Source organism: Streptomyces sp. NPDC005483 (assembly GCF_040606035.1).
GTDB lineage: Bacteria > Actinomycetota > Actinomycetes > Streptomycetales > Streptomycetaceae > Streptomyces.
In genome coordinates this window covers 409,829-434,128 of the sequence record NZ_JBEXEA010000005.1, presented here as the reverse complement: position 1 = coordinate 434,128, position 24,300 = coordinate 409,829, and the positions used below count along the sequence as shown (strand labels likewise).

Genomic DNA, 24,300 nt, shown 5'->3' with positions numbered 1-24,300 from the left:
ACCGGCCGGTACAACAGCTCCATGAGCCAGGCACTCCAGGACCTCCTCGATCTGCTCGACCTCGAGCAGATCGAGGAGGACATCTTCCGCGGCCACTCCCGCGCCGCCGTCGTCCCCCGCGTCTTCGGCGGGCAGGTCGCGGCGCAGGCGCTGGTCGCCGCCGGGCGCACGGTCCCCGAGGACCGGCTCGCCCACTCCCTGCACGCGTACTTCCTGCGCCCCGGCGATCCCGGCGCGCCGATCGTCTACACCGTCGACCGCATGAACGACGGCCGGTCCTTCACCGCCCGCCGCGTGCTCGCGATCCAGCACGGCCAGCCGATCTTCGCCCTCTCCGCCTCCTTCCAGCGGTACGAGGACGGCTTCGACCACCAGGCCGCCATGCCGGCCGCCCCCGACCCGGCGACGCTGCCCACCTCCGCGGACCGGCTGCGCGGCTACGACCACCTGGACGCGGCGGTCGTGGAGAAGTTCCTGGAGACCCGCGAGGCGATCGACCTGCGCTACGTCGACGAGCCGCCGTACGGAAAGTTCGGCGAGCCGCGCGAACCGCACTCCCAGGTCTGGTTCCGCACCAACGGCAAGCTCGCGGACGACCCGCTGCTGCACGTCGTCCTCGCCACGTACGTCTCCGACATGACGCTCCTCGACTCGATCCTGCTCGCGCACGGCCGCGGCGGCTGGGCGGTCGGTGACGTCGTCGGGGCCTCGCTCGACCACGCGATGTGGTTCCACCGCCCCTTCCGCGCCGACGAATGGCTCCTGTACGACCAGGAGTCCCCGTCGGCCTCGGGCAGCCGGGGCCTGGGCCAGGCCCGCATCTACACGCAGGACGGCCGGCTGGCGATCTCGGTGATCCAGGAGGGCGTGGTCCGGGCGCCGCGCTGACGGCGCAGCCACGCGGCCCTCCCCGCCGGCCGTCATCCATTCGTTAGTCCCGGCCCTCCTTCACTGATCCATTTCGGCTCTACTATGGAAAGCGCTTTAGAGCTGTCAGAAGGGTCACTTTCGGCCTCCCCGCACCATCTGGCCCGCACTGGCACAGAGTTCCTCGCCCCGACCCCCACCGTCGGGGCGTTTGCTCGTGTTGGTCCGTCCGTGAGGAGGCCCTGCTCAGTGTCGATCTTCAGTAGGCGTGCCAAACGCGCCGCCGCGCACGACTCTTCCGCCTCCGCGCCACTGCCGCCGCTGGCGTTCGAGATCACCATGGACGAACTGCGGACGATCGAGCGCGTCACCCGCCACGCCCGGGCGCGGCTGCGCGAACTGAGTGACAGTTCCGAGTCGACGATCACCAACGGCAGCGGCTCCGCGCTCGTACCCGTGCTGTACGAACGCGCGGGCGCCGCGGACGCGCTGGGCCGCTCCGGCATCCCGATGCTGATCGGTGAGATCGCGCACGTCGAGGCGGCCGTACTCAACCTGGAGAGCTACGCGGGCCACGAGACAGTGCTGTGCGACGGGTACTCCCTGCTGAACCGGCTCGCGTTCCTGAAGGGGCAGGTCCGGGTCGCTCAGGAGATCGCCGGTGTCGTCACGCTGCCAGGGGACGCGACGGACGCGCCGAAGACGACTCTGACCTGAGCGCCTCTACACCAGACCTGCCGCCTCCAGCAGATACGCCGTCATCGGGTCGTAGTAGCGCGGGCTCACCACGTGGTCGTCGAGGGGGACCGTCACCTGGACCGTGCCCTCCGACTCGCCCACGAAGAGCGCCGGGTCGTTGGAGTCGGCGTACCCGACCGAGTCCACGCCGTGCTGACCGGCGTAGCCCGCCCAGCCGTGGTCCGCGACGACCAGATCCGGCAGCGGGCGGCCCTCGCGCTCCAGGGCCGTGAGGATGGCCTTCATCGGGTCGCTGGAGTGGGTGTGCCAGAGCGTGGCGCCGTGCTCCAGGACCGCCACGTCCGCGAACTGCATGACGTATCCCTCGTCCGTCTGCAGCCCGTCCGGGATGACCACGATCTCGCAGCCGGCCGTGCGCAGCGCGGCGGCGGTGGCGTGGTGGACGTCGAGCATGCCGCCGGGGTGGCCGGTCGCGAACAGCACCCGCTGCTGCCCGTCCGCCGCCTTGCGCAGCCGGGCCGCCATCCGCTCCAGCGCGCCCACGGTCAGCTCGGGGTCGATGGTGTCCTGGCCGTACCGGTACTCCGGGTCGTCGTTGACGCCCACCCGCTCCGCCATCACCGCGAGCACGTCCTGCTCGTCGGTCCAGCGGTCGCCCAGCTCCAGGCCGAGCCAGTAGTGGCGGTTGCCGTTCGCCAGCTGGCGGTAGTGGGAGAGGTTGTTCTCCCGCGGGGTGGCCACCTCGCCCGCGATACGGGTCTTCACAAGGTGGTCGACGAGCTCGGCGCGGCTGGGTGTCCCGGGTATCGGCATGTCTCCCATTCTGATGCACGCCTTCGCGGCATCGCCGCGCATCCCGCACGCTGGGACGCGGGTCACGCGATCATGCCCGGCGCAGCGCGAACCACAGCTCCATCCGTACGTCCGGGTCGTCCAGGTCCAGCTCCAGCAGCGCCGCGCACTTCGCGATCCGCTGCCGCACCGTGTTGCGGTGCACGTCCAGCGCGACCGCCGTACGGTCCCAGCTGCCGTGCAGGGAGAGCCAGGTGCGGAGGGTCTCGGTGAGGGTGGGGGCCAGCGGCGCCAGGAGGGCACGCGCGTGCGCGTCGGCGTCCGCCTCCGGCACCAGGTCGGCGAGGGCGGCACGGGCCCCGTACCGGACCAGGCCGGCACGGGTCGCGCGGGCACGGGCCAGCGCACGGGCCGCCTGGACGTCGGCGGTGGCCCACTCCCGCGGCTCGACCACCGCGCTCACCCCGAGCGTCCACCCCGGCTGCGGAGCCGGCTCCCGGTCGGCGGGCAACAGCACCCGTACGACCTCCCGCGCCGCGTCGATGAGCGGCGACCCCAGCGCCGCACCCAGTGCGGAGGCGGCGACGGGGCCGGGGGCGGCGAGGGTGTCGGGCCGGGCGTGCACGACGACCCACCGCTCGCCACCGAGGAGCGGGGCCACGTCCTCGGCAGGAGTGCCCAGCAGCAGCCGTACGAGCGCGGACGACCGCGCCGCCCCCGACCCGCTCTGATGCTCACCGGTGAGCAACGACAGCAGCACGGCGGCCACGGAGGCGATGGTGTGATCGCCGGGCTCGCGATGGGCCGCGGCGACCCCGAGGACGAAGCCGTGCCGGGCACCGAGGGCGTAGGCGGCGAGGTGGAGGCCGGCGGTGGTGTCGGTGGCCGAGGCGGGAGCGGGTGCGGCGGCCGTGGGTGTGCGGCTGCCCGGCGCGGGGTGAGAGGCGGAAGCCTCCCCGCTGGCGGCCCCGGCGGGGGCGCGTGGCCTGGTCGGGGCCCCGGCGGACGGGGCCGTGCTGCGGGGTCCGGCGGGGGCGCCCGGCTCGGTCGGGGCCGGTCCGGCGGGCGGGGCCGTGGCCGTCGGCCGGATGATCCGCGCCAGGCCCGCCAACGCCTCTCGCGCACGCCGGGCCTGGGGCCGCCGACCCGCCGCCGCGAGCTCCGCCCCCTCCGGCCCGTACAGCACCGCCCACCCCCCGACCCGCTGCGCCAGCTGCCGCAGTACCGACGGCACCGGGTCGGGGCGGGACGCGGCCGCGGCCAGGCTCTGCTGGGCCTCGCTGACGCGGTGGAGTTCCGCGTGGCGGGCCTGGGCCATCAGTTGCCAGACGGCCCGGGCCACGGCGGCGAAGGTGGTGCGGGGCGGTACCTCCAGCAGCGGCAGCTCGTGGGCGTCGCAGGCCGCGACCAGCGCGCGCGGGACCGTGTCGTGCACCGGCGCCACGCCGAAGCCGAGCGCCGCCCCGCCCGCCGCGACGATCCTCGACACGTAGTCGTCGAAGTACGTGGCCGAATCCGCCCCCTCCGGAATGTGCACCCCGGCCGTCAGCAGCAGCTCACCGCCCAGCAGATACGGGTACGGGTCCGCCATCTCCGAGGCGTGCGCCCAGTGGATGACGGTGGCGGCGTCCGGCGGCCCCGCGATCTGCCGCAGCCCCAGGTCCTCGCGGGCCAGCAGCGCGGCCAGCGGTACCGGTGAGGTGGGTGGGACGGTCGGGTCCGGCATTGGACGTTCCCTCCATCCAGTACCGCTCGAATGGATGAAACGTACACTTCGCAGCCGCTTTCCGGCCACCTAGGGTCGACGCAGACCGGCAGGACCCGGACCGGCAGAAGGAAGGCACACGACCATGAGCTCCCCCGAGACCCCCCGCGGCCCCGTCGACTCCTCCCGCATCCCGCGCTACGCCGGACCCGCGACCTTCGCCCGGCTCCCGCGCCTGGACGAGGTCGGCCGGGCCGATGTCGCCGTGGTCGGGGTGCCGTTCGACTCCGGTGTCTCGTACCGGCCGGGCGCCCGCTTCGGCGGCAACGCGATCCGAGAGGCGTCCCGGCTGCTCAGGCCCTACAACCCCGCGCAGGACGCGTCCCCCTTCGCGCTGGCGCAGGTCGCGGACGGCGGGGACATCGCGGTGAACCCCTTCAACATCAACGAGGCCGTCGAGACGATCGAGGCGGCCGCGGACGACCTGCTGGGGACGGGCGCCCGGCTCATGACGCTCGGCGGAGACCACACCATCGCCCTCCCGCTGCTCAGGTCCGTCGCGAAGAAGCACGGCCCGGTCGCCCTGCTGCACTTCGACGCCCACCTCGACACCTGGGACACCTACTTCGGCGCCGAGTACACGCATGGCACGCCGTTCCGGCGAGCGGTCGAGGAGGGCGTCCTGGACACCTCCGCCCTCTCCCACGTGGGCACCCGCGGGCCGCTGTACGGCAAGCAGGACCTGGACGACGACGAGAAGCTGGGCTTCGGCATCGTCACCTCGGCGGACGTCATGAGGCGCGGCGTGGACGAGGTCGCCGACCAGCTCCGGCAGCGCATCGGCGACCGTCCGCTCTACATCTCCATCGACATCGACTGCCTGGACCCGGCCCACGCGCCCGGCACCGGCACCCCCGAGGCGGGCGGCATGACCTCCCGCGAGCTGCTGGAGATCCTGCGCGGTCTGGCATCGTGCAACCTGGTGTCGGCGGACGTCGTCGAGGTGGCCCCCGCGTACGACCACGCGGAGATCACATCGGTGGCGGCCTCCCACACCGCCTACGAACTGACCACGATCATGTCCCGCCAGATTGCAGAGGCCCGCGCGCAGTGACTCACGACCACGACCTGGTGCTCCGTCCGACGGAGGCGCAGATTTCCGCTGCTCTCAACCCTCCTCCCGGCCGCAACGGCGGAGACCTGGTCGTGGAGACGCTGGCCGCGCTCGGCACGACGACCGTCTTCGGCCTGCCCGGCCAGCACGCGCTCGGCGTGTTCGACGCGCTACGGCGCTCCGACCTGCGCTACATCGGCCTGCGGGTGGAGAACAACGCGGGCTTCGCGGCCGACGCGTACGGCAGGATCACGGGGGAGGCGGCCCCGCTGCTGCTGTCGACGGGCCCGGGGGCGCTGACATCCCTGCCCGCCCTCCAGGAGGCGGCCGCCGCTTCGGCGCCCGTCCTGGCGATCAGCAGCCAGATCCCCACGGCCGGACTCGGCGGCGGCCGGCACGGCTATCTGCACGAACTCCCGGACCAGTCCGCCTCGTTCCGGGGCGTGGTCAAGTCGGTCCACACCGTCCGCACCCCGTCCCAGATCCCCTCCGCGATCGAGGCGGCCTGGAAGTCGGCGCTCACCGCCCCGCACGGCCCGGTGTGGGTGGAGATCCCGCAGGACGTGCTGCTGGCCGAGACGTCGATCCCGGTGGTGACGGGCGGCGACGCGTTCCCGGAGGAACTCCCTCCGCGTCCCGAACTCACGGCGGTGGCAGCGGACCTGCTGTCCCGCGCCGCCCGCCCGGCGATCATCGCGGGCGGCGGAGTCGTACGGGCGGACGCGTCCCGCAAGCTGCGGCAGTTGGCGGAGGCGCTCCAGGCCCCGGTGGTCACCACGCCCGGCGGCAAGGGCGCCTTCCCCTGGACGCACCCGCTGTCCCTCCAGTCCTGGATCGAGGACCGGCACACCACGGACTTCCTGGAGGACGCGGACGTCCTCCTGGTGGTGGGCTCGGGACTGGGCGAACTCTCCTCGAACTACCACACGTTCAAGCCGCGGGGCCGGCTGATCCAGATCGAGGCGGACCTCGGCAAGCTGGAGTCCAACCACCCCGCGCTCGGCATCCACGCGGACGCGCGACTGGCGTTGCAGGCGCTGCTGGAGACGGTGACGCCGAGGGAGGACACGGAGGCCGCCGAGCGGGTCCGTACCGTCCTCGCGAAGGTCTCCGGCCGCATCGCCGCCCAGGAACTCACCCTGGAACAGGACGTGTTGGCATCGGTCCGCAAGGCGCTGCCCGCAAACTCGCCGTCCTTCTGGGACATGACGATCCTGGCCTACTGGGCCTGGTCGGCGTTCGACGCCAAGGGCCCCAACCACATGCACTCGGCCCAGGGGGCCGGCGGCCTCGGCTACGGCTTCCCCGCGGCACTCGGCGCGGCGGTGGCCGACCCGACCCGCCCGGTCCTGGCGGTATCCGGCGACGGCGGCGCGCTCTACTCGATCGCCGAGCTCGCGACGGCCAAGCAGTACGCCCTCGACGTCACCTGGCTGATCGTCGACGACGGCGGCTACGGCATCCTGCGCGAGTACATGACGGACGCCTTCGGCCAGGCCACGGCGACGGAGCTGACCCGCCCCGACTACGTGGCGCTGGCCGAGTCCTTCGGCGTCCCCGGGGTCCGTACGACCCCGGAGACCCTCACGGACGACCTGTCGAAGGCGCTCGGGTCCCCGGGGCCCTCGGTGGTCGTACTCCCGGCGGTGCTGCGGATGTTCGCACCCACACACCTGTAGCCGGGGCCGGCCGGGCGCCTACCAGATCGCCTCGACCCACTCCGGGTGGTCGATGAACGGGTTGCGGTTGTGCTGGTAGGTGTCGTAGATGACCTGGTTGCGCTTCTCCTCGAAGGCGCTCGGCGGGTCCGCCTCGTTCCATGCCTTGAGGACGGAGAGCCTGCCGATGTAGGGGTTGGAGCCGTTGTTGACCTTCTCGTTGGGCTCCAGGTCGGCGAAGCCGTCGCCGCCGTCGTAGCGCACGGCCATGTAGAGGATCATGCGGGCCACGTCGCCCCGGTCCGCGGCACGAGGCGCGAAGGAGTCGGAGTCGACGGTGCTGCCGCCGCCGTTGGTCACCGCGCTGCCGCCGTTGTCGAAGTCCAGGTTGCCGCGGATGCTGTTGACCTGCACGTCCGCCGGGCGCAGGTGGTGCAGGTCGGTGCCGGGGCCGGTGACCTCGCCGAAGTCGCCGTGGGACTTGGCCCACACGTGCTCGCGGTTCCAGTCGCCGACGTCACCGCCGTTGAGGGACTTGCTGCGGGAGACACCGCTGTACAGCAGGATCACGTTGCTGCTGTTGTTCGGGTCCTGGTCGGTCACCTTGAGCGCGTCCCAGACCGCGGAGTACGAGATCTTCGAGACGTTGGCGCTGATGATCGTGTGCAGGGAGGACTTCAGGCTCGTGCCCGTCTTGCCGACCGCGTTCTTGTAGTACGTCGCGTCGTACGCGGTCGTCGTGGCGGCGGCCGGGGTCGTGGTCACGACCGGGGCGGCGAGCCCGACCAGCACGGCGGCGGTGGTGAGCGCCACCGACTTCCAGCTGCGGATGCGTGTCGCCAGCATAAAGGGGGTCCCATCTACGCGGGTTGAATGGAGGCGGCAGATGGGAGCGTGACATGGACATGCGGCGGTGTAAATGGATGGCGCGTGTCCATTGGGTGACCTGAAACGGCAAACCAGGCCTTGTCTACGCGAGTTGACACGCCGAACGGCCCCCGACACGTGATCGGAGGCCGTTCGCGATGGACTCGAGGGAGAGAAGGGACGGGCTAGTCGGCGAAGAGTGAGCCGAACTGGGGGGTGCCCGAGGTGGAGACGCCCACCGCGGTCACGGACAGGGCGCGGGAGCCGGTCGTGCCGATCTTCGTGCCGGTGGAGGGCAGGTAGGTCACCGCTCCGTCGCCGCCGTCCTCGTACGACCCGACGACCAGGTCGGCCTTGCCGTCGCCGTTGACGTCGTCGAGCTTGACGTCGGCGCCGAACAGGTCGCTCTTCTCGGAGGTGCCGGGGACGCCGGTCGTGTTCTGCTCGAAGGACTGGAGGCCGGTGGAGGTGTTGATGCCGCTCGCCGCTCCGTACAGGACGGTGACCATGCCGGCGTTGGTGACGCTGCCGAGGTCCTCGTTCGGGGTGGAGACGACCAGGTCCTGGTAGCCGTCGCCGTTGACGTCGCCCAGGTCCAGGTCCCAGCCGAAGGCGTCACCCTTCTCCGAACTGCCGGGCACGTTCCCGGTGTTCTGGGTGATGCCGGTCGTCGAGGCGGGGCCCGACGCGGAGCCGTAGGTGATGTTGACCTTGCCGCCGTTGGCGGAGTCCGGGATGGTCTGGCCGTCGCCGGTCGTGCTGTCCCAGCCGGCACCGGTGACGATGTCGCCGTAGCCGTCGCCGTTGATGTCGCCGATGCCGGTGACGATGCCCGGCTTGAGGGCCTTGATGCCCGTGACGCTCAGACCGCTCGCCGTGCCGGGCAGGTAGTAGTTGGTGTTCCAGCCGTTCTCGGTCTGCGTCTCGTAGCCGTCGACCACCAGGTCGGTGCGGCCGTCGCCGTTCACGTCGCCGGCGGTGAGCTGCTCGGGGCCGTACGGGAAGCTGGAAGAGCCGGGCATGATCGGCGGCTTGACGGTGTAGCGGCCGCCGGGCTGCCCGGTGGAGCTGCTGAAGCCGCCCTTGTAGACGTAGAGGGTGGCGGCCGAGCTGCCGACGGCCAGGTCGGCCTTGCCGTCGCCGTCGAAGTCGCCGGCGGCCAGGGACAGGCCCCAGTTGTCGTGCGAGGAGACGGCCGGGTCCGGTACGTCGCTTGCCTTGCCGGTGAGGCCGCTCGCCGAGCCCCACAGGATCGCGAGGGCGCCGCCGTCGGTGTCGGTGCCGACCTTCTCGTACGGGGAGGCCACGGCGAGGTCGTCGTACCCGTCGCCGTTGAAGTCGGCATACGCCGTCGCGGCGCCGAACCAGTCGCCGGTCTCGGCGCTGCCGGGCACGCTGCCGGAGTTCTGGCTGAGGACCGAGCGCTTGGCCGAGGTCACACCGGTGGAGGCGCTGCCGTACAGGGCGACGACCTGACCGGCGTTGGCGTGACCGGCGACACTGGCGCCGGGGGCCGAGGCCAGGACGTCGCCGATGCCGTCGCCGTTGAAGTCGGCCTTGGCGACCTTGAACGAGTCGGCGGCGGTGGCCGTCGTCGCCGAGACCGCGAGCAGACCGCCCGTCAGCGCGGCCGCGGCGGCCGTCGCGAGAGCGAGTCTCAGGTGCGAGTGGTGCTTCTGGTGCATGCGGGGTTCTCCTGCGGCATGCGGGGGATGCCTGGCGGGCATCCGCGTCGATGGGGTGCGGACCGTCCGTGTTTGCCAGGTGTTGTCCCACGGGACACGGGCGGTTGGCGATCAAGAGACCTCCGGCAGGGTCCGAGGGTTGTAGTGATGCCGGGGGTTCTTCGGCGGAGGCCGTCGGATGTACGACGATGTCCCGCGCCCTTTCCGGAAGGGCGCGGGACATCGTCGTACGGGGGGCAGCCGGAGTGCTGGTCAGCCGACGTCCGAGGCGTCCAGGCGGTAGACGGTCGAGGTGGTACCGGTCTGCGAGCCGGTGCCGGAGGCCGAGCCGCCGCTCTTGCTCGCGCCGCTGTAGTCGCTCTCCTTCACCGCGGTGCCGTTCTTCTGCACCCAGCTGGTGATCTCCTGGCTGAGGCTGCTGTTGCCGCCCATGCCACCGCCGCCGAGCTGGATGTAGTGCAGCTCGCCCTTCTTCACCAGCTCCTTGAGCTTGGTGAGGGTCATCGCCTGGTCGGTGCCGGTGAAGCCCCACATGGAGATGACGGGCTTGTGCGTGCTGAGGATCAGCTGGCCGGCACTCTGCGAGTTGGACACCGCGAGCAGCCACTCGGCGCCGTCCTGGTGCTTCTCCAGGTACGAGATCAGCGCGCTGTCGACGCTGCCGCCCATGCCGCCGCCACCGCCGGGGCCACCGGCCGTACCGCCGGTGCCGCCGGGAGCCGTGCCCGCGCCCGGAAGTTCCCCGTTCGTGTCCCCGGGCGCGCCGCCCTGCGGGAGTTCACCGGTGCCGCCACCGGGCGGCGTCTGGCCGCCACCGCTGCCGCCGGGGAACTCCCCGCCGGCCTGGCCGCCCTGCTGCGTACCGCCCTGCCGGCCGCCGGGCCCACCGCCGTCGCCGCCGAAGCCGCCCCGGCCGCCACCGCCGCCGGGACCGCCCATGCCGCCGCCGGTCGACGGACCGGCTGTCGGGTTGGTGCCGCCCATCCCGCCGGTGGTGGTGGAGAAGGCCGGTGAGGCGGCGTACGCCGTCGGGCCCGCGAGGGCCGCCACGATCGCCGCGGCGACCGACACCCCGAGCAGCCGGAGCCTCGTCCCAGAGGCAGCCGTACGGAAGAAGAACAGGCCCACGATCGCCAGGACCATGACCACACCGACGACCGGCCACAGCCAGGTGTTCCAGCCGGTGGCCCGGCGCAGCAGCACGATCGCCCAGACGCCGGTGACCGCGAGCCCGGCCGGCAGCACCCAGGACCAGCGGGCGTCGGCGCCGCGGAAGGCGCGCCACAGCATGGCGCCGCCCGCGCCGGTCAGTGCCGCGATGCCGGGGGCGAGCGCGGTCGTGTAGTACGGGTGCATGGTGCCCTCGGCCATCGCGAAGGTCAGGTAGTGCAGCACCAGCCAGCCGCCCCACATCACGAGCGCGGCGCGGGTGGCGTCGGTGCGCGGGGCGCGGCCGCACAGCACCAGACCGGCGACGAGCGCGAGGAAGGCGAAGGGGATCAGCCAGGAGATCTGGCCGCCGAGGACGTCGTTGAACATCCGGCCGATGCCCGCGCTGCCCGCGAAGGTGGCCCCGCCTCCACCGCCTGAGCCGTTGCCCTCGCCGCCGAGGACCCGGCCCAGGCCGTTGTAGCCCATGATCAGGTTCCAGGCGGAGCCGTCGGTCGAACCGCCGATGTAGGGACGGTCGTCGGCCGGGACGAGGGAGACCGCGGTCGCCCACCAGAAGCTGGAGACCGCCAACGCCACCGCGGCGAGGCCCAGGTTGACGGCCTTCTTCTTCCAGCCGAGCTTCGAGGCGTACACGTACACCGCGAAGACGGCCGGCAGGGCGATGTAGCCCTGGAGCATCTTGGTGTTGAAGGCGAGCCCGAACAGGACCGCCGAGCCGATCAGCGGCAGCAGCCGGTCGGTGCGCACCGTGCGCAGGGCGAGGGCCGCGCCGCCGACCATCAGCAGGACGAGGATGGTATCGGGGTTGTTGTCCCGGTTGATCGCGACGGTGATCGGGGTCAGCGCGAGCACGAGCGCGGCGATCGCGGCCGCCACGTGCCCGAACACCCGCTTCACGGAGGTGTGCAGGATCCAGATCGTGCCGAGGGCGGCCGCGATCTCGGGCAGCATCATCTGCCAGGTGCCGAAGCCGAAGACCCGGCACGACAGCCCCATGATCATCAGTGCGAAGGGCGGCTTGTCGACGGTGAGGAAGTTCCCCGCGTCGAGCGAGCCGAAGAACCATGCCTTCCAGCTCTGCGTACCGCTGTAGACGGCGGAACTGTAGAAGCTGTTGAGGCTGTTCCCGCTCAGGTTCCAGCCGTAGAGGACCCCGGCGAGGGCGAGGATCGCGAGCAGCACGGGCAGCGACCAGCGCGGGGCCCTGTCCGGGGGTGCCGCGGTCGGGGCCGGCGGTGGCCAGTCGGCGGACACGGTCTCGGCGTGGGGGTGGGGATCGGTGGCAGATGTCACCCGGGCATCGTGCAGAGGGGGCTTGGGTGAGGGCTGTGACGTACCTGGTGTCAACCTGTGAAAACGCCACGCGCTAGGTAACGACTCGCACAACCATTCCCCATGCGTACAACCATTCACCCGAACCCGCGGGTCAACTGGGCATGACACGGGGGATATCGAGATACGCGAAATGGATCGCGACGGGCGCGCTGGCCGCGTGCGTCGCCGCCGCCACGCCGGCCGCCGCCGCGACCGCACCGGCCGTCAGCTGCGCGTCCGCCAAGGCGGGCCTCGCCGACAAACTCAAGCGGGACATCACGTCCGCCCTCTCCAACCGCTCCGGCACGATCGCCGTGGGCCTCTACGACCGTACGACCAAAACCACCTGCACCCTGCGTTCCTCGACCGCCTACGACTCGGCGAGCGTGGTCAAGGTGACCGTCCTCGCCACGCTGCTGTGGGACGCGAAGAAGCACAACAGGTATCTGACCGACACCGAGAGCACTCTCGCCAAGGCCATGATCACCAAGTCGGACAACGACGCCACCAGCAAGCTGTGGCGGCAGCTCGGCCTGACCAAGATCAAGGGCTTCCTCGGCGCGGCCGGCATGACCCAGACCAAGCCGGGCGCCAACGGCTACTGGGGCCTGACCCAGATCACCGTCACCGACGAGCAGAAGCTGCTCAAGCTGGTCACCGCGAAGAACACCGTCCTGAGCGACAACGCGCGTGCCTACATCCTGAAGTTGATGGGCCAGGTCATCTCGTCGCAGCGCTGGGGCACACCGTACGGCCGCGGCTCGAACATCGCCTGGCACGTCAAGAACGGCTGGCTCCAGCGCTCCACGCACGGCTGGCGGGTGCACAGCGTCGGCACCTTCACGGGCGGCGGCCACGACTACATGATCACCGTGCTCACCCACGGCAACAGCACCATGAACTACGGCGTCAACACCATCCAGGGCGTCGCCAAGGTCATCCACCGGGATCTCGCGGCGAGCTGACGCCTGCCGGACGCCCGTACGTCACCGGCCCGCCCTACGGTGACGCCCATGCAGCTCAGAACCGTACTCGCGACCACCACCGCGGCCCTGGCGGCGGCGACCTGCCTGACGGTGGCAGGACCCGCCGTCGCCTCGGCCCCGGTGAGCCACGCCTGCTCCCCGTCCGTCTCCCTCGACCGCTTCTCCGACGCGCTCGACAAGACGACGTACGACGGCACCTTCGTCGGCAACCTCTCCGCGCTCGCGGTGGACCGGGACGGCTCGCTCGTCGCTCTCTCAGACCGTTCCGCCCTCTTCGGCCTGGACGCGGGAACCCTCGCGCCGAGGTCGGTCCTCCCGCTCGCCGACGAGAACGGCGCCGCGCTGGACTCCGAGGGGCTGGTGATCGACAAGGACGGCACCCGGCTGATCACCTCGGAGACCGAGCCGTCGATCCGCCGGTACGCGAAGGACGGCACGATCCTCGACCGGCTCCCCGTCCCGGCCTCCCTCCAGGTCGCCCCGGCGGGCCGCGCCACCGCGAACCAGACCTTCGAGGGCCTGACCCTCATGAGCGGCGGCCGCACCCTGCTCGCCTCCATGGAGTACGCGCTCTCCGGTGACACGACAGGCACCGTCCGCTTCCAGACCTGGGAGCGGCACGGAAGGAGCTGGCGGCTCGGCGCCCAGTACGCCTACCGCACCGACGCCGCCTTCCTCGGCGTCCCCGAAGTACAGGCCCTCCCCGACGGCCGCCTCCTCGTCCTGGAACGCGGCTTCACCTCCGGCGTCGGCAACACGGTCCGCCTCTACCTGGCCGACCCCCGCCACGCGACGGACACGAGCGGCGTCGAGAACCTCACGGGCCAGTCCGGTGTACGACTGATCAGGAAGACCCTGCTCACGGACATCGCGAGCTGCCCCACCCTGGGCGCGACGGCGAAGCAGCCCCAGCCGAACCCGCTTCTGGACAACATCGAGGGCATGGCGGTCACGGGCCGGGACAAGGGCCGCCTGAAGGTCCTCCTGGTCAGCGACGACAACCAGAACGCGGTGCAGACGACCCGTTTCTACTCCCTGAGGGTGCGGGTCTGACGCCCGAAAATGTTGCGGAGGGATGAAATCCGCCTCCGCCCGCGTTGGTGCCTTCCGGTAGATCAGGACGACGGGCAAACCGGAGGGCACCGCGTGGAACCGCAACGGGGATGGGCACGACGACTGGCCGGGTACGCCTGGCGCTACCCCAAGGACGTCGTCCTCGCCCTGGGCTCCTCCCTCGGCGGCATGGCCGTCATGGCGGTCGTCCCCCTGATCACCAAGGTGATCATCGACGACGTCATCGGCGACCACACCCGGGACATGGCCCCCTGGGCGGGCGCCCTGATCGTCGCGGCGGTCCTCATCTACGTCTTCACCTACGTCCGCCGCTACTACGGCGGCCGCCTCGCCCTCGACGTCCAGTACGACCTGCGCACGGAGATGTTCGGCACGATCACCCGCCTCGACGGCCGCCGCCAGGACGAGCTGTCCACGGGCCAGGTCGTCGGCCGGGCCACCAGCGACCTCCAGCTGATCCAGGGCCTGCTCTTCATGCTGCCGATGACGATCGGCAACTTCGCCCTCTTCGTGATCTCCCTCGTCGTCATGGCCTGGCTGTCGATCCCGCTCACCCTCGTCGCCCTGGCGGTCGCCCCGGCCCTGTGGTGGATCGCCCGGCGCTCCCGCTCCAAGCTGCACCCCGCCACCTGGTACGCCCAGGCCCAGGCCGCCGCCGTCGCGGGCGTGGTCGACGGCGCGGTCAGCGGCGTACGCGTGGTAAAGGGCTTCGGGCAGGAGGACCAGGAGACGGGGAAGCTCCGGGAGGTCGGCCGCCGCCTCTACGCGGGCCGCCTGCGCACGATCCGTTTCAACTCGAAGTACACCCCGGCCCTCCAGGCCGTCCCCGCCCTCGGCCAGGTCGCGATGCTGGCGCTCGGCGGCTGGCTCGCGGTCCGCGGCCACATCACCCTCGGCACCTTCGTCGCCTTCTCCACCTACCTCGCCCAGCTCGTCGGCCCGGTCCGCATGCTCGCCATGGTCCTCACCGTCGGCCAGCAGGCCCGCGCCGGCACCGAGCGCGTCCTGGAGCTGATCGACACCGAGCCGTACCTGAAGGGCGGCACCAAGGAACTCCCCGCCGACGCGCCCGCCACCGTCGAGTTCGACGACGTGTCCTTCGGCTACGACCATGAGCGCCCCGTCCTCGACGGTCTCTCCTTCGAGATCCGCCCCGGCGAGACCCTCGCGGTCGTCGGCTCCTCCGGCTCGGGCAAGTCCACGGTCTCCCTGCTCCTGCCGCGCTTCTACGACGTCACCCACGGCGCCGTCCTCATCGGCGGTCACGACGTCCGCGAGCTCACCCTGGACTCCCTGCGGGCCGCGATCGGCCTGGTCCCCGAGGACTCCTTCCTGTTCTCCGACACGATCCGCAACAACATCGCGTACGGCCGTCCCGACGCGACCCGCGAGGAGGTGGAGAAGGCCGCCCGCGCCGCCCAGGCGGACCGTTTCATCACCGAGCTCCCCGAGGGCTACGACACCAAGGTCGGCGAGCACGGCCTCACCCTCTCCGGCGGCCAGCGCCAGCGCGTCGCGCTCGCCCGGGCGATCCTCACCGACCCGCGCCTGCTTGTCCTCGACGACGCCACCTCCGCCGTGGACGCCCAGGTCGAGCACGAGATCCACGAGGCCCTGAAACACGTCATGGAGGGCCGCACCACCCTCCTCATCGCCCACCGCCGCTCCACCCTGAACCTCGCCGACCGCATCGCCGTCCTGGAGAACGGCCGCCTCGCCGAGATCGGCACCCACGAGGAACTCCAGCTCCGGTCGCCCCTCTACCGCCGCCTGCTCACCGACCCCGACGGCCTCGGCGGCGTCTCCCCGGGCCACGCCCGGCCGGTCGCCGTCCAGGAGGACACCTCCGTACGCGACGAACTGGACGCCGAGTTCGACGCCGAGCGCGGGGTGACGCCCCGCCTGTGGACCGGTGACCGCGAGCCAAAGGACACGGCTCTCGCCGGCACCCCGGCCACCCCCGAACTCCTCGCCGAGGTCGACGCGTTGCCCCCGGCGACGGACATCCCCGACATCGACGAGGCCCGCGCGGTCACGCCCGAGGAGTCGTACGGACTGCGACGGCTGCTGCGGGGCTTCGGAGCGCCGCTGCTGATCAGCCTGGGGCTGGTGGCGGTGGACGCCGGCATGGGTCTTCTCCTCCCCGTGATGATCCGGCACGGCATCGACGACGGTGTCTCGCGGATGGCCACGGCCGCCGTCTGGACGGCGACCCTGCTCGCCCTGCTCTCGGTCCTCGTCCAGTGGGCGGCCCAGATCGGCGAGACCCGGATGACCGGCCGCACCGGCGAACGGGTCCTCTACTCCCTGCGTCTGAAGATCTTCGCCCAGCTGCAGCGGCTCGGACTCGACTACTACGAGCGGGAGCTGACGGGCCGGATCATGACGAGGATGACGACGGACGTCGACGCCCTCTCCACGTTCCTCCAGACCGGGCTGGTCACCGCCTTCGTCTCGGTCGTCACCTTCTTCGGCATCATGGTCGCCCTTCTGGTGATCGACGTACAGCTGGCCCTGGTCGTCTTCGCGACCCTGCCGCCGCTGATCGTCGCCACCTACTTCTTCCGCAAGGCGAGCGTGAAGGCGTACGAACTCGCCCGTGAACGCGTCTCGTTGGTCAACGCCGACCTCCAGGAGTCGGTGTCGGGGCTGCGGATCGTGCAGGCGTTCCGGCGGGAGGGCGACGGCGGGGCGCGCTTCGCGGAGCGCAGCGACAGCTACCGCCAGGCCCGTATCCGGGGCCAGTGGCTGATCTCGATCTACTTCCCCTTCGTGCAGCTGCTGTCCTCCGTCGCCGCCGCGGCCGTGCTGATCTCGGGCGCGGGCCGGGTGGACGCGGCGACTCTGACGACCGGCGCCCTGGTCGCCTACCTGCTCTACATCGACCTGTTCTTCGCCCCGGTCCAGCAGCTCTCCCAGGTCTTCGACGGCTACCAGCAGGCGACCGTCTCCCTGGGCCGCATCCAGGAACTGCTCCAGGAGCCGACGTCCACGAAGGCCACCGAAGAACCCCTGGAAGTCCTCTCCCTGAGGGGCGAAGTCGCCTTCGAGAACGTGCACTTCGCGTACGGCGACGGCGAGGAGGCCCTCGGCGGCGTCGAGTTGAAGATCCCGGCCGGTCAGACGGTCGCCTTCGTCGGCGAGACGGGTGCGGGCAAGTCCACCCTGGTCAAGCTGGTGGCCCGGTTCTACGACCCGACGGGCGGCCGGGTCACGGTCGACGGCACGGACCTGCGCGCCCTGGACCTGACCTCCTACCGCCACCGCCTCGGCGTGGTCCCCCAGGAGGCCTACCTCTTCCAGGGCACGGTCCGCGACGCCATCGCCTACGGCCGCCCGGACGCCACCGACGCCGAGGTCGAGGCGGCGGCCCGCGCGGTCGGCGCCCACGAGATGATCGCCACGCTGGAGGGCGGCTACCTCCACGAGGTCGCCGAGCGCGGCCGCAACCTCTCGGCGGGCCAGCGCCAGCTGATCGCCCTGGCCCGCGCCGAGCTGGTCGACCCGGACATCCTGCTTCTGGACGAGGCCACGGCAGCCCTGGACCTGGCCACCGAGGCCCAGGTCAACCAGGCCACCGACCGCATCGCGGGCCGCCGTACCACGCTTGTCGTCGCCCACCGTCTGACCACCGCGGCCCGCGCCGACCGGGTCGTCGTGATGGATCACGGCCGCGTGGTGGAGGACGGCACCCACGACGAACTGCTCGCGCGGGAGGGGCGGTACGCCGAGTTGTGGCGGACGTTCGTAGGGGAGCCGGTCGAGGTGTCCCGCTGACGGTCGTGCAACCGTCCGACATACGTTCTGCGTCCGTACACCTGTACGCCCGGAAGAGCTGCGGGAGGGACGGCAGTGAAGAGTGGAGCGATACGGCGGCTTGCGGTGGGGCTGGCCGTGACGGCGGCGGCCGGGATGCTCGGGGTCGCCGTGCCGGGACAGGCGCACGCCGCGGCCTCGTCGTGCGAGGGACGCAAGGTCAGGTCGTTCCCGTTCTCCACCGGCAGGGTGGAGGTCTACAAGCGGCGCGGTTACGTGTGCGCGATCACGCTTCCCGCGCGTCCGGGGGCCCGCCAGTACATGATGGTGAGTCTGCGGGCCTACGGGCTGCGGCCGGTCGAGGACACGGGCCAGTACAAGTACCGGGCCGGTCCGGTCACCGTGCACGCCGGGCAGCGCAAGGTGTGGATCAAGGGCGGGGTGGGACGGGGCAGGTACGACTCGGACGGCTGGATCCGGGTCTGACGCACAGCCTCCTCACAGGGTTTTCCCCATCGAGGTGCCATATCCCCTGGTGCGGAACGGACTTGCGCCGCTAGCGTCCGGCGCACATCTGTACTCACAGGGGAGGGTGCATGCGCAAGGCGCTCAGATGGCTTCTCACGCTGGTCGTGCTCATAGGCACGGTCGGCACGGCGGGAGCGGCCACCGCCGCCGAGCCGGAGGCCAGAGGCACCGGTGCCACCACCGACATCAAGGATCAGCTCCTCGCCGTCCCGGGGATGAGCCTGATCGAGGAGAAGCCGTACACCGGTTACCGCTTCTTCGTCCTGAACTACACCCAGCCGGTCGACCACCGGCACCCGTCCAAGGGCACGTTCCAGCAGCGGATCACCGTGCTGCACAAGGACGTCAGCCGGCCGACGGTGTTCTACACCGGTGGCTACAACGTCTCGACGACACCCAGCCGCCGCGAGCCGACCCAGATCGTGGACGGCAACCAGATCTCCATGGAGTACCGCTTCTTCACGCCCTCCCGGCCCGCCCCGGCCGACTGGAGCAAGCTGGACATCTGGCAGGCCGCCAGCGACCAGCACCGCATCTTCAAGGCGCTGAAGAAGATCTACACCAGGAACTGGATCGCCACCGGCGGCTCCAAGGGCGGCATGACCGCCACCTACTACGAGCGCTTCTACCCGCGTGACATGGACGGTGTCGTCGCCTACGTCGCCCCCAACGACGTGGTGAACAACGAGGACTCGGCCTACGACCGCTTCTTCGAGAAGGTCGGCACCAAGGAGTGCCGCGACCGGCTGAACGCGGTGCAGCGCGAAGCCCTGGTGCGGCGCGAGCCGCTGGAGAAGAAGTACGCCGAGTACGCCGCCACCGAGGGCTTCACCTTCACCACCGTCGGCAGCCTGGACAAGGCGTACGAGGCCGTCGTACTCGACTACGTCTGGGGCTTCTGGCAGTACAACCTGCTGGCCAACTGCGGTGACGACGAGCTGATCCCGCCGAACGCGAAGACCGCGACCGACGACCAGATCTGGAACTCCGTCGACACCATCTCCGGCTTCTCCGCCTACGCCGACCAGGGTCTGGAGACGTACACGCCGTACTACTACCAGGCGGCCACCCAGCTCGGCGCGCCGACGATCAAGTTCCCGTACATCGAGAAGAAGTACATCCGCTACGGCTACCAGCCGCCGCGCAACTTCGTCCCGCGCAGCATCCCGACGAAGTTCCAGCCGTACGCGATGCGGGACGTGGACAGCTGGGTGCGCGGCAACGCCCGCCACATGCTGTACGTCTACGGCCAGAACGACCCGTGGGGCGCGGAGCGGTTCCGCGTCGACAAGGGGGCGAAGGACGCGTACGTGTTCACCGCGCCCGGCATGAACCACGGGGCGAACGTCGCCGGTCTGGTCGCCGACCAGAAGGCGTTCGCCACGGCCAGGATCCTCGCCTGGGCGGGTGTCCCGGCCCCCGCCGTGACCGAGGCGAAGCCGCTCGCGGCGTTCGACCGGAAGCTGGACGTACGGGACGTGGAGCGCGAGCCCGCCCTGCGCCCGTAGTTTGTAGAACCGCAGTCCGCGCGCTGCGCCCGGCCGGGATCACAACGGCCGGGCGCAGCCCACCGGCTGGGGGCCGCCGAGCTGGACGTACAGGGCCGTCGACAGCGGGCACAGGCTGCGCCGGGCGACCGCCTTCACCACCTTGTACTGCGGTTTCCGCTCGCCCTTGCCGTCGCACGCGGTCTCCCTGACCTGCCCGCTGCCCGAGCCGTACACGCAGTCACCGACGATGGTCCGCGGGCCGCCCCCGCCACCGGGATCGCCGGGGTGCGGCGGCTGCAGATTGCGCATGCAGGCGTACCCCTGCGGCACCGCCCCGTCGCCGTCCTCGTCGGAGACCTGGCTCTGCTCACTGATGTGCAGCACGAAGTCGGTGGTCGCCGGGCAGGGTGGCCCGTCGGCCGGGGTGCCGTCGTGCCGGGCCACGACCCGCGCCGCCGCCCGCTCACCGGTGCAGGGCACCTCGGTGAAGCTGGCCTTGCCGAAGGAGCTGCACTCGTCGACCGCGAGGAACACCGCGCCGAAACCGGAGGCCCGGGTCGCGGACGGCGAGACGGAGGCCGTCGCGGCGGGCCCCTTGTCGTTCTCCCCGCCGGCCGCCGGCTGTGTGCACCCCGTCAGCAGGGCGGCGAGCAGCGCCGCCAGTAGGCACACCACCCCCGTGGAAAACCTGTCGCGCATCGCCATCCCCCCGGACTACCCCCAGGTCCAGCGTGACCGTCCCGGCGGGGCCACGCCAGACATGTGGGGTCCTTTGCGCCTTTCGGGGGTGATGTGCGAGTTGTGCGTCGTACGGGAACTACGCCCCGCGTGCTATCGGCCGTACGACAGCCCGTACCCGACCGGGTACAGCGCCGTCGCCGGGTCGTCCGCCCGCTGCACCGGCACCGGCAGCCTCCCGCGCGGTGCCGCCTTCCCGGCGATCACCCGCGCGGCCGCCCGCAGTTCGACGTCGGTCCAGGAGTAGGTCGCCAGGCAGGCCGGAACGGTGGGCAGTTGGGCCACGTCGTAGGGGTTGCGGATCGCGACCGCCACCACCGGCCGCCCCGTCGCCACGAGCTGCTCGACGAGCGCCTTCTGGGCGGCCGTGATGTTGTACGTCCCGACGATCACCGCGTCCGCGTCCCGTGCCGACGCCACAGCCTGCGCGACGGTGGCCGCCGAGGGGGCCGTACCGGTCGACAGGGCGGTTGCCGTGAAGCCGAGTTCGGTGAGGGCGGCGGCGAGGACTCCGGTCGGCGGGCCCGTCGTACCGGACGGGGAGGCGGGGTCGGCGCCCACGACGAGCAGCTTGCGGTGGGTGAGCCGCGACAGGGGCAGCAGCCGTTTCTCGTTGACCAGCAGGGTCGTCGTCCGCTCGGCGATGCGGTCGGCCGCGGCGAGGTGGGCCGGGGTGCCGACGGTCCGGGTGACGCCGCCCTGGCCGACGTAGGGCTCCTCGAACAGCCGCAGCCGGGACTTGAGGCGCAGGATGCGCAGGATCGACTCGTCCAGCCGCGCCTCGGTGAGCTCGCCGACCTGCACTGCCTTCAGGACGGCGTTCCACGCGACGTCCAGGGAGGGCGGGTTGAGGAGCTGGTCGACGCCGGCCTTGAGGGCGAGGACGGGGACGCGGTCGTCGCCGTACTTCTGCCGGACGCCCTCCATCCCCAGGGAGTCCGTGACGACGACCCCGTCGTAGCCGAGTTCGCCGCGCAGGATGCCGGTGAGGATCGGGTGGGAGAGGGTGGCCGGGTCGCCGGAGGGGTCGAGGGCCGGGAACTGGATGTGCGCGGTCATGACCGAGTCGATGCCGGCGCGGACCGCGGCCCGGAAGGGGACGGCGTCCAGCGTCTCCCACAACTCCCGGCTGTGGGTGATGACGGGGAAGCCGTAGTGGCTGTCGACGGCGGTGTCCCCGTGCCCCGGGAAGTGCTTGGCGGTCGCCGCGACCCAGGCGCCCTGGTACCCGCCGACCTCGGCGGCCACGAGCCCGGCGACGGCCCGGGGGTCGGCCCCGAAGGAGCGGACGCCGATGACGGGGTTGGCCGGGTTGACGTTGACGTCGGCGACGGGGGAGTAGTTCTGCCGGATGCCGAGGGCCCTGAGCTCCTGCCCGGCGATACGGCCGAGGGTGCGGGCGTCCTTCCGCGACCCGCCGGCGCCGATCGCCATGGCGCCCGGGAACAGGGTGGCGGGCTCGCCGACCCGGCAGACGATCCCGTGCTCCTGGTCGGTGGAGATCAGGACGGGCAGGCCGCGCGGCTGGTGCAGTGACGCCTTCTGGATGCCGTCGGACAGATCGGCGATCTGGTGCGGATCACGGGTGTTGTGCGCCCACGTGAAGTAGATGATCCCGCCCACCCGGTACCTGGCGATCATCTCGGCGGCCGTACGGACGCCGATCTCCTTGAGGTTGGCGTCGATGTCGGCCTGGTCCGGGGCGGTGGCGGAGTGGCCGTAGACCCGCATCACGAAGAGCTGGCCGACCTTCTCCTCGAGCGTCATACGGGAGATGAGGGAGCGGAGCTTCTTGTCGTCCTTCTTGTCGTCGGCGTATGCGGTCCCGCTCACGGCGAGAGTGGCGGCGACGCCTGCTGTCGCGGCGAGGACGGTACGTCTGGAGGGCACGTGCGCTCCTTCCGGAGGTGATCCGCTGAAGGAAACTTCCGAGAAGTCACCAATAACCGGGAAGTTTCTGCCAGTCAAGGGAGTGCACAGTAACCGGAGGGTGCCGCCATCGGCGCTGTTGGAGGGGGGCGCGCCGATGACGGCGTGCTGCCGGCCGCGGTACGGAGGAGAGGGTTGGTCAGCGTTCGCAGCCAGCAGCGAGGCCGACGCCGTACCACGGTGACTCTCCGGCAGCTTGCGGGTTTGACGAGCGGGGGCGGGGCGGGGTTCCCGGCTCCCGCCCGATTTCCCCAAGTTGGTGAGGCCGGGGCCAACGGGACGAATGAGTCGGCACCTGGAGCCGGTCACGCCCCCGGCGTAGGGTCGGCGCATGAGCCAGTCGCTGCCGCTCCTGACCGTCCTCGCCGGTCTCGCCGTGCCCCTGGCCCTCTTCGCCCTGCCGGCCCGGCACGTCCGGCGCCGTGGGACGGCGGGCGGAGCCCTGCGCGGCGCGCTCGCGGCACACGACGAGGTGTGGCACGGGACGGCCGCGGACTCGTACGTCGAGCTCCAGGTGCAGACGGACCGTAAGTCGCCGCTGCCGGACGACCGGTGGAAGCGGCGCCCGGGCCGCTGAGCGGCGGCCGGCGGGCCGGGTGACTCCGAGGTCCATCCCGTGGACGTCCCGGCGTCGGAGGCGGTCCTGGGCGATCATGAGGGCCATGCCCGCCGACACGCCCGCCCCGCAGACCGTCTCCCTCCCCGGCTCCAAGTCCATCACCGCCCGCGCCCTCTTCCTGGCCGCCGCGGCCGACGGGGTCACCACCCTCGTACGCCCCCTCCGCTCGGACGACACGGAGGGCTTCGCCGAGGGCCTGGTACGGCTCGGCTACCGGGTGGGCCGTACGCCGGACACCTGGCAGGTGGACGGCCGCCCGCAGGGACCGGCTCTCGCCGAGGCGGACGTGTACTGCCGTGACGGCGCGACGACCGCCCGTTTCCTTCCCACCCTGGCCGCGGCCGGCCACGGCACCTACCGCTTCGACGCCTCGCCCCAGATGCGCCGACGCCCGCTGCTGCCCCTGTCGCGTGCGCTGCGGGACCTGGGCGTGGACCTGCGCCACGCGGAGGCGGAGGGCCACCATCCGCTGACGGTACGGGCGGCGGGCGTCGAGGGTGGGGACGTGGTCCTGGACGCGGGCCAGTCCTCCCAGTACCTCACCGCGCTGCTGCTGCTCGGCCCCCTGACCCGCCGGGGCCTGCGCATCCGCGTCACCGACCTGGTGTCGGCGCCGTACGTCGAGATCACCCTCGCGATGATGCGGGCGTTCGGGGTGGAGGTGGCGAGGGAAGGCGACGTCTTCGTGGTCCCGCCGGGCGGCTACCGCGCCACGACCTACGCGATCGAGCCGGACGCGTCCACGGCGAGCTACTTCTTCGCGGCGGCGGCGGTGACCCCGGGCGCCGAGGTGACGGTCCCCGGCCTGGGCACGGGCGCCCTCCAGGGCGACCTCGGCTTCGTGGACGTCCTGCGGCGGATGGGCGCGGAGGTGTCCGTGGGCGCCGACGCCACCACGGTCCGGGGTACCGGCGAACTGCGCGGCCTGACGGTCACCATGCGGGACATCTCGGACACCATGCCGACGCTCGCGGCGATCGCGCCCTTCGCCTCCGGCCCGGTCCGCATCGAGGACGTGGCGAACACCCGCGTGAAGGAGTGCGACCGGTTGGAGGCCTGCGCGGAGAACCTGCGGCGGCTGGGCGTGCGGGTGGCGACGGGCCCGGACTGGATCGAGATCCGGCCGGGAGCGGCCACCGGCGCTCAGGTGACGTCGTACGGCGACCACCGCATCGTCATGTCCTTCGCGGTCACCGGCCTTCGGGTCCCCGGAATCTCGTTCGACGATCCCGGATGCGTACGGAAGACTTTCCCCGGTTTCCATGAGGCGTTCGCCGCACTGCGAAGGGGCATCCGGGAGTGAACG

Annotated in this window: 18 protein-coding genes; 11 read left to right on the top strand and 7 right to left on the bottom strand. The window is 71.5% G+C overall.

The genetic code is table 11. From position 1 onward, the window contains the following. Positions 1–21 precede the first annotated feature (21 nt). Together ABZT06_RS13165 and ABZT06_RS13160 are read left to right on the top strand one after the other, a co-directional pair. The gene (locus tag ABZT06_RS13165) at positions 22–888 is read left to right on the top strand and encodes an acyl-CoA thioesterase II (RefSeq protein ID WP_355739220.1); all 867 of its coding nucleotides are present in this window, start codon (positions 22–24) and stop codon (positions 886–888) included. 228 nt (positions 889–1,116) lie between these two features. Next, on the top strand, positions 1,117–1,584 hold the full coding sequence (locus ABZT06_RS13160) for a hypothetical protein (protein WP_355739217.1): 468 nt from the start codon (positions 1,117–1,119) through the stop codon (positions 1,582–1,584). 6 nt (positions 1,585–1,590) lie between these two features. Here the strand turns inward: ABZT06_RS13160 and ABZT06_RS13155 are convergent, their stop codons facing one another. Continuing rightward, entirely contained in the window at positions 1,591–2,379 is a 789-nt protein-coding gene (locus tag ABZT06_RS13155) for a phosphatase (RefSeq protein WP_355739214.1), read from the bottom strand. Between the two features lie 70 nt (positions 2,380–2,449). Beyond that, positions 2,450–4,084, bottom strand: a complete 1,635-nt coding sequence (locus ABZT06_RS13150) for a PucR family transcriptional regulator ligand-binding domain-containing protein (RefSeq protein WP_355739211.1) — start codon at positions 4,082–4,084, stop codon at positions 2,450–2,452. A 124-nt stretch (positions 4,085–4,208) separates the two neighbouring features. Between ABZT06_RS13150 and speB the strand changes: the two genes are divergently transcribed. Beyond that, positions 4,209–5,177, top strand: coding sequence for an agmatinase (speB, locus tag ABZT06_RS13145; RefSeq protein ID WP_351988212.1), 969 nt, complete (start codon positions 4,209–4,211; stop codon positions 5,175–5,177). After that, positions 5,174–6,856: a thiamine pyrophosphate-binding protein gene (locus tag ABZT06_RS13140; protein ID WP_355739207.1), complete on the top strand. Its 1,683-nt coding sequence runs from the start codon at positions 5,174–5,176 to the stop codon at positions 6,854–6,856. Before speB ends, ABZT06_RS13140 begins: the two co-directional genes overlap by 4 nt. Positions 6,857–6,874: 18 nt before the next feature. Here ABZT06_RS13140 and ABZT06_RS13135 read toward each other — a convergent pair whose 3' ends face one another. The 3 genes from ABZT06_RS13135 to ABZT06_RS13125 form a co-directional block, all read right to left on the bottom strand. Further along, positions 6,875–7,681: an endonuclease gene (locus ABZT06_RS13135; protein ID WP_355739204.1), complete on the bottom strand. Its 807-nt coding sequence runs from the start codon at positions 7,679–7,681 to the stop codon at positions 6,875–6,877. A 206-nt stretch (positions 7,682–7,887) separates the two neighbouring features. Continuing rightward, complete coding sequence (locus ABZT06_RS13130; RefSeq protein ID WP_355739202.1) at positions 7,888–9,387, bottom strand: FG-GAP and VCBS repeat-containing protein; 1,500 nt, start codon at positions 9,385–9,387, stop codon at positions 7,888–7,890. Positions 9,388–9,639: 252 nt separating this feature from the next. After that, on the bottom strand, positions 9,640–11,853 hold the full coding sequence (locus tag ABZT06_RS13125) for a glycosyltransferase family 39 protein (RefSeq protein ID WP_355739199.1): 2,214 nt from the start codon (positions 11,851–11,853) through the stop codon (positions 9,640–9,642). A 143-nt stretch (positions 11,854–11,996) separates the two neighbouring features. Here ABZT06_RS13125 and ABZT06_RS13120 point away from each other — a divergent pair, with 143 nt between their 5' ends. From ABZT06_RS13120 to ABZT06_RS13100, 5 genes are all read left to right on the top strand, one after another. Then, positions 11,997–12,839, top strand: a complete 843-nt coding sequence (locus ABZT06_RS13120) for a serine hydrolase (protein WP_355739196.1) — start codon at positions 11,997–11,999, stop codon at positions 12,837–12,839. A 48-nt stretch (positions 12,840–12,887) separates the two neighbouring features. Beyond that, on the top strand, positions 12,888–13,913 hold the full coding sequence (locus ABZT06_RS13115; RefSeq protein ID WP_355739194.1) for an esterase-like activity of phytase family protein: 1,026 nt from the start codon (positions 12,888–12,890) through the stop codon (positions 13,911–13,913). 93 nt (positions 13,914–14,006) lie between these two features. After that, entirely contained in the window at positions 14,007–17,711 is a 3,705-nt protein-coding gene (locus ABZT06_RS13110; protein WP_355739191.1) for an ABC transporter ATP-binding protein, read from the top strand. 75 nt (positions 17,712–17,786) lie between these two features. Beyond that, entirely contained in the window at positions 17,787–18,176 is a 390-nt protein-coding gene (locus tag ABZT06_RS13105) for a hypothetical protein (protein WP_355739189.1), read from the top strand. Positions 18,177–18,286: 110 nt separating this feature from the next. Further along, complete coding sequence (locus ABZT06_RS13100) at positions 18,287–19,726, top strand: S28 family serine protease (RefSeq protein WP_355739186.1); 1,440 nt, start codon at positions 18,287–18,289, stop codon at positions 19,724–19,726. 39 nt (positions 19,727–19,765) lie between these two features. Here ABZT06_RS13100 and ABZT06_RS13095 read toward each other — a convergent pair whose 3' ends face one another. Together ABZT06_RS13095 and ABZT06_RS13090 are read right to left on the bottom strand one after the other, a co-directional pair. Further along, positions 19,766–20,407 (bottom strand): hypothetical protein, encoded by a 642-nt coding sequence (locus ABZT06_RS13095; protein WP_355739184.1) that lies wholly within the window; start codon positions 20,405–20,407, stop codon positions 19,766–19,768. A gap of 132 nt (positions 20,408–20,539) precedes the next feature. After that, entirely contained in the window at positions 20,540–22,336 is a 1,797-nt protein-coding gene (locus ABZT06_RS13090; RefSeq protein WP_355739181.1) for a glycoside hydrolase family 3 protein, read from the bottom strand. 370 nt (positions 22,337–22,706) lie between these two features. Between ABZT06_RS13090 and ABZT06_RS13085 the strand changes: the two genes are divergently transcribed. After that, positions 22,707–22,952: a hypothetical protein gene (locus tag ABZT06_RS13085; RefSeq protein ID WP_355739178.1), complete on the top strand. Its 246-nt coding sequence runs from the start codon at positions 22,707–22,709 to the stop codon at positions 22,950–22,952. Between the two features lie 85 nt (positions 22,953–23,037). Then, a complete protein-coding gene (gene aroA / locus ABZT06_RS13080) occupies positions 23,038–24,297 on the top strand; it encodes a 3-phosphoshikimate 1-carboxyvinyltransferase (RefSeq protein WP_355739175.1) in 1,260 nt (419 codons plus the stop codon). Positions 24,298–24,300 lie beyond the last annotated feature (3 nt).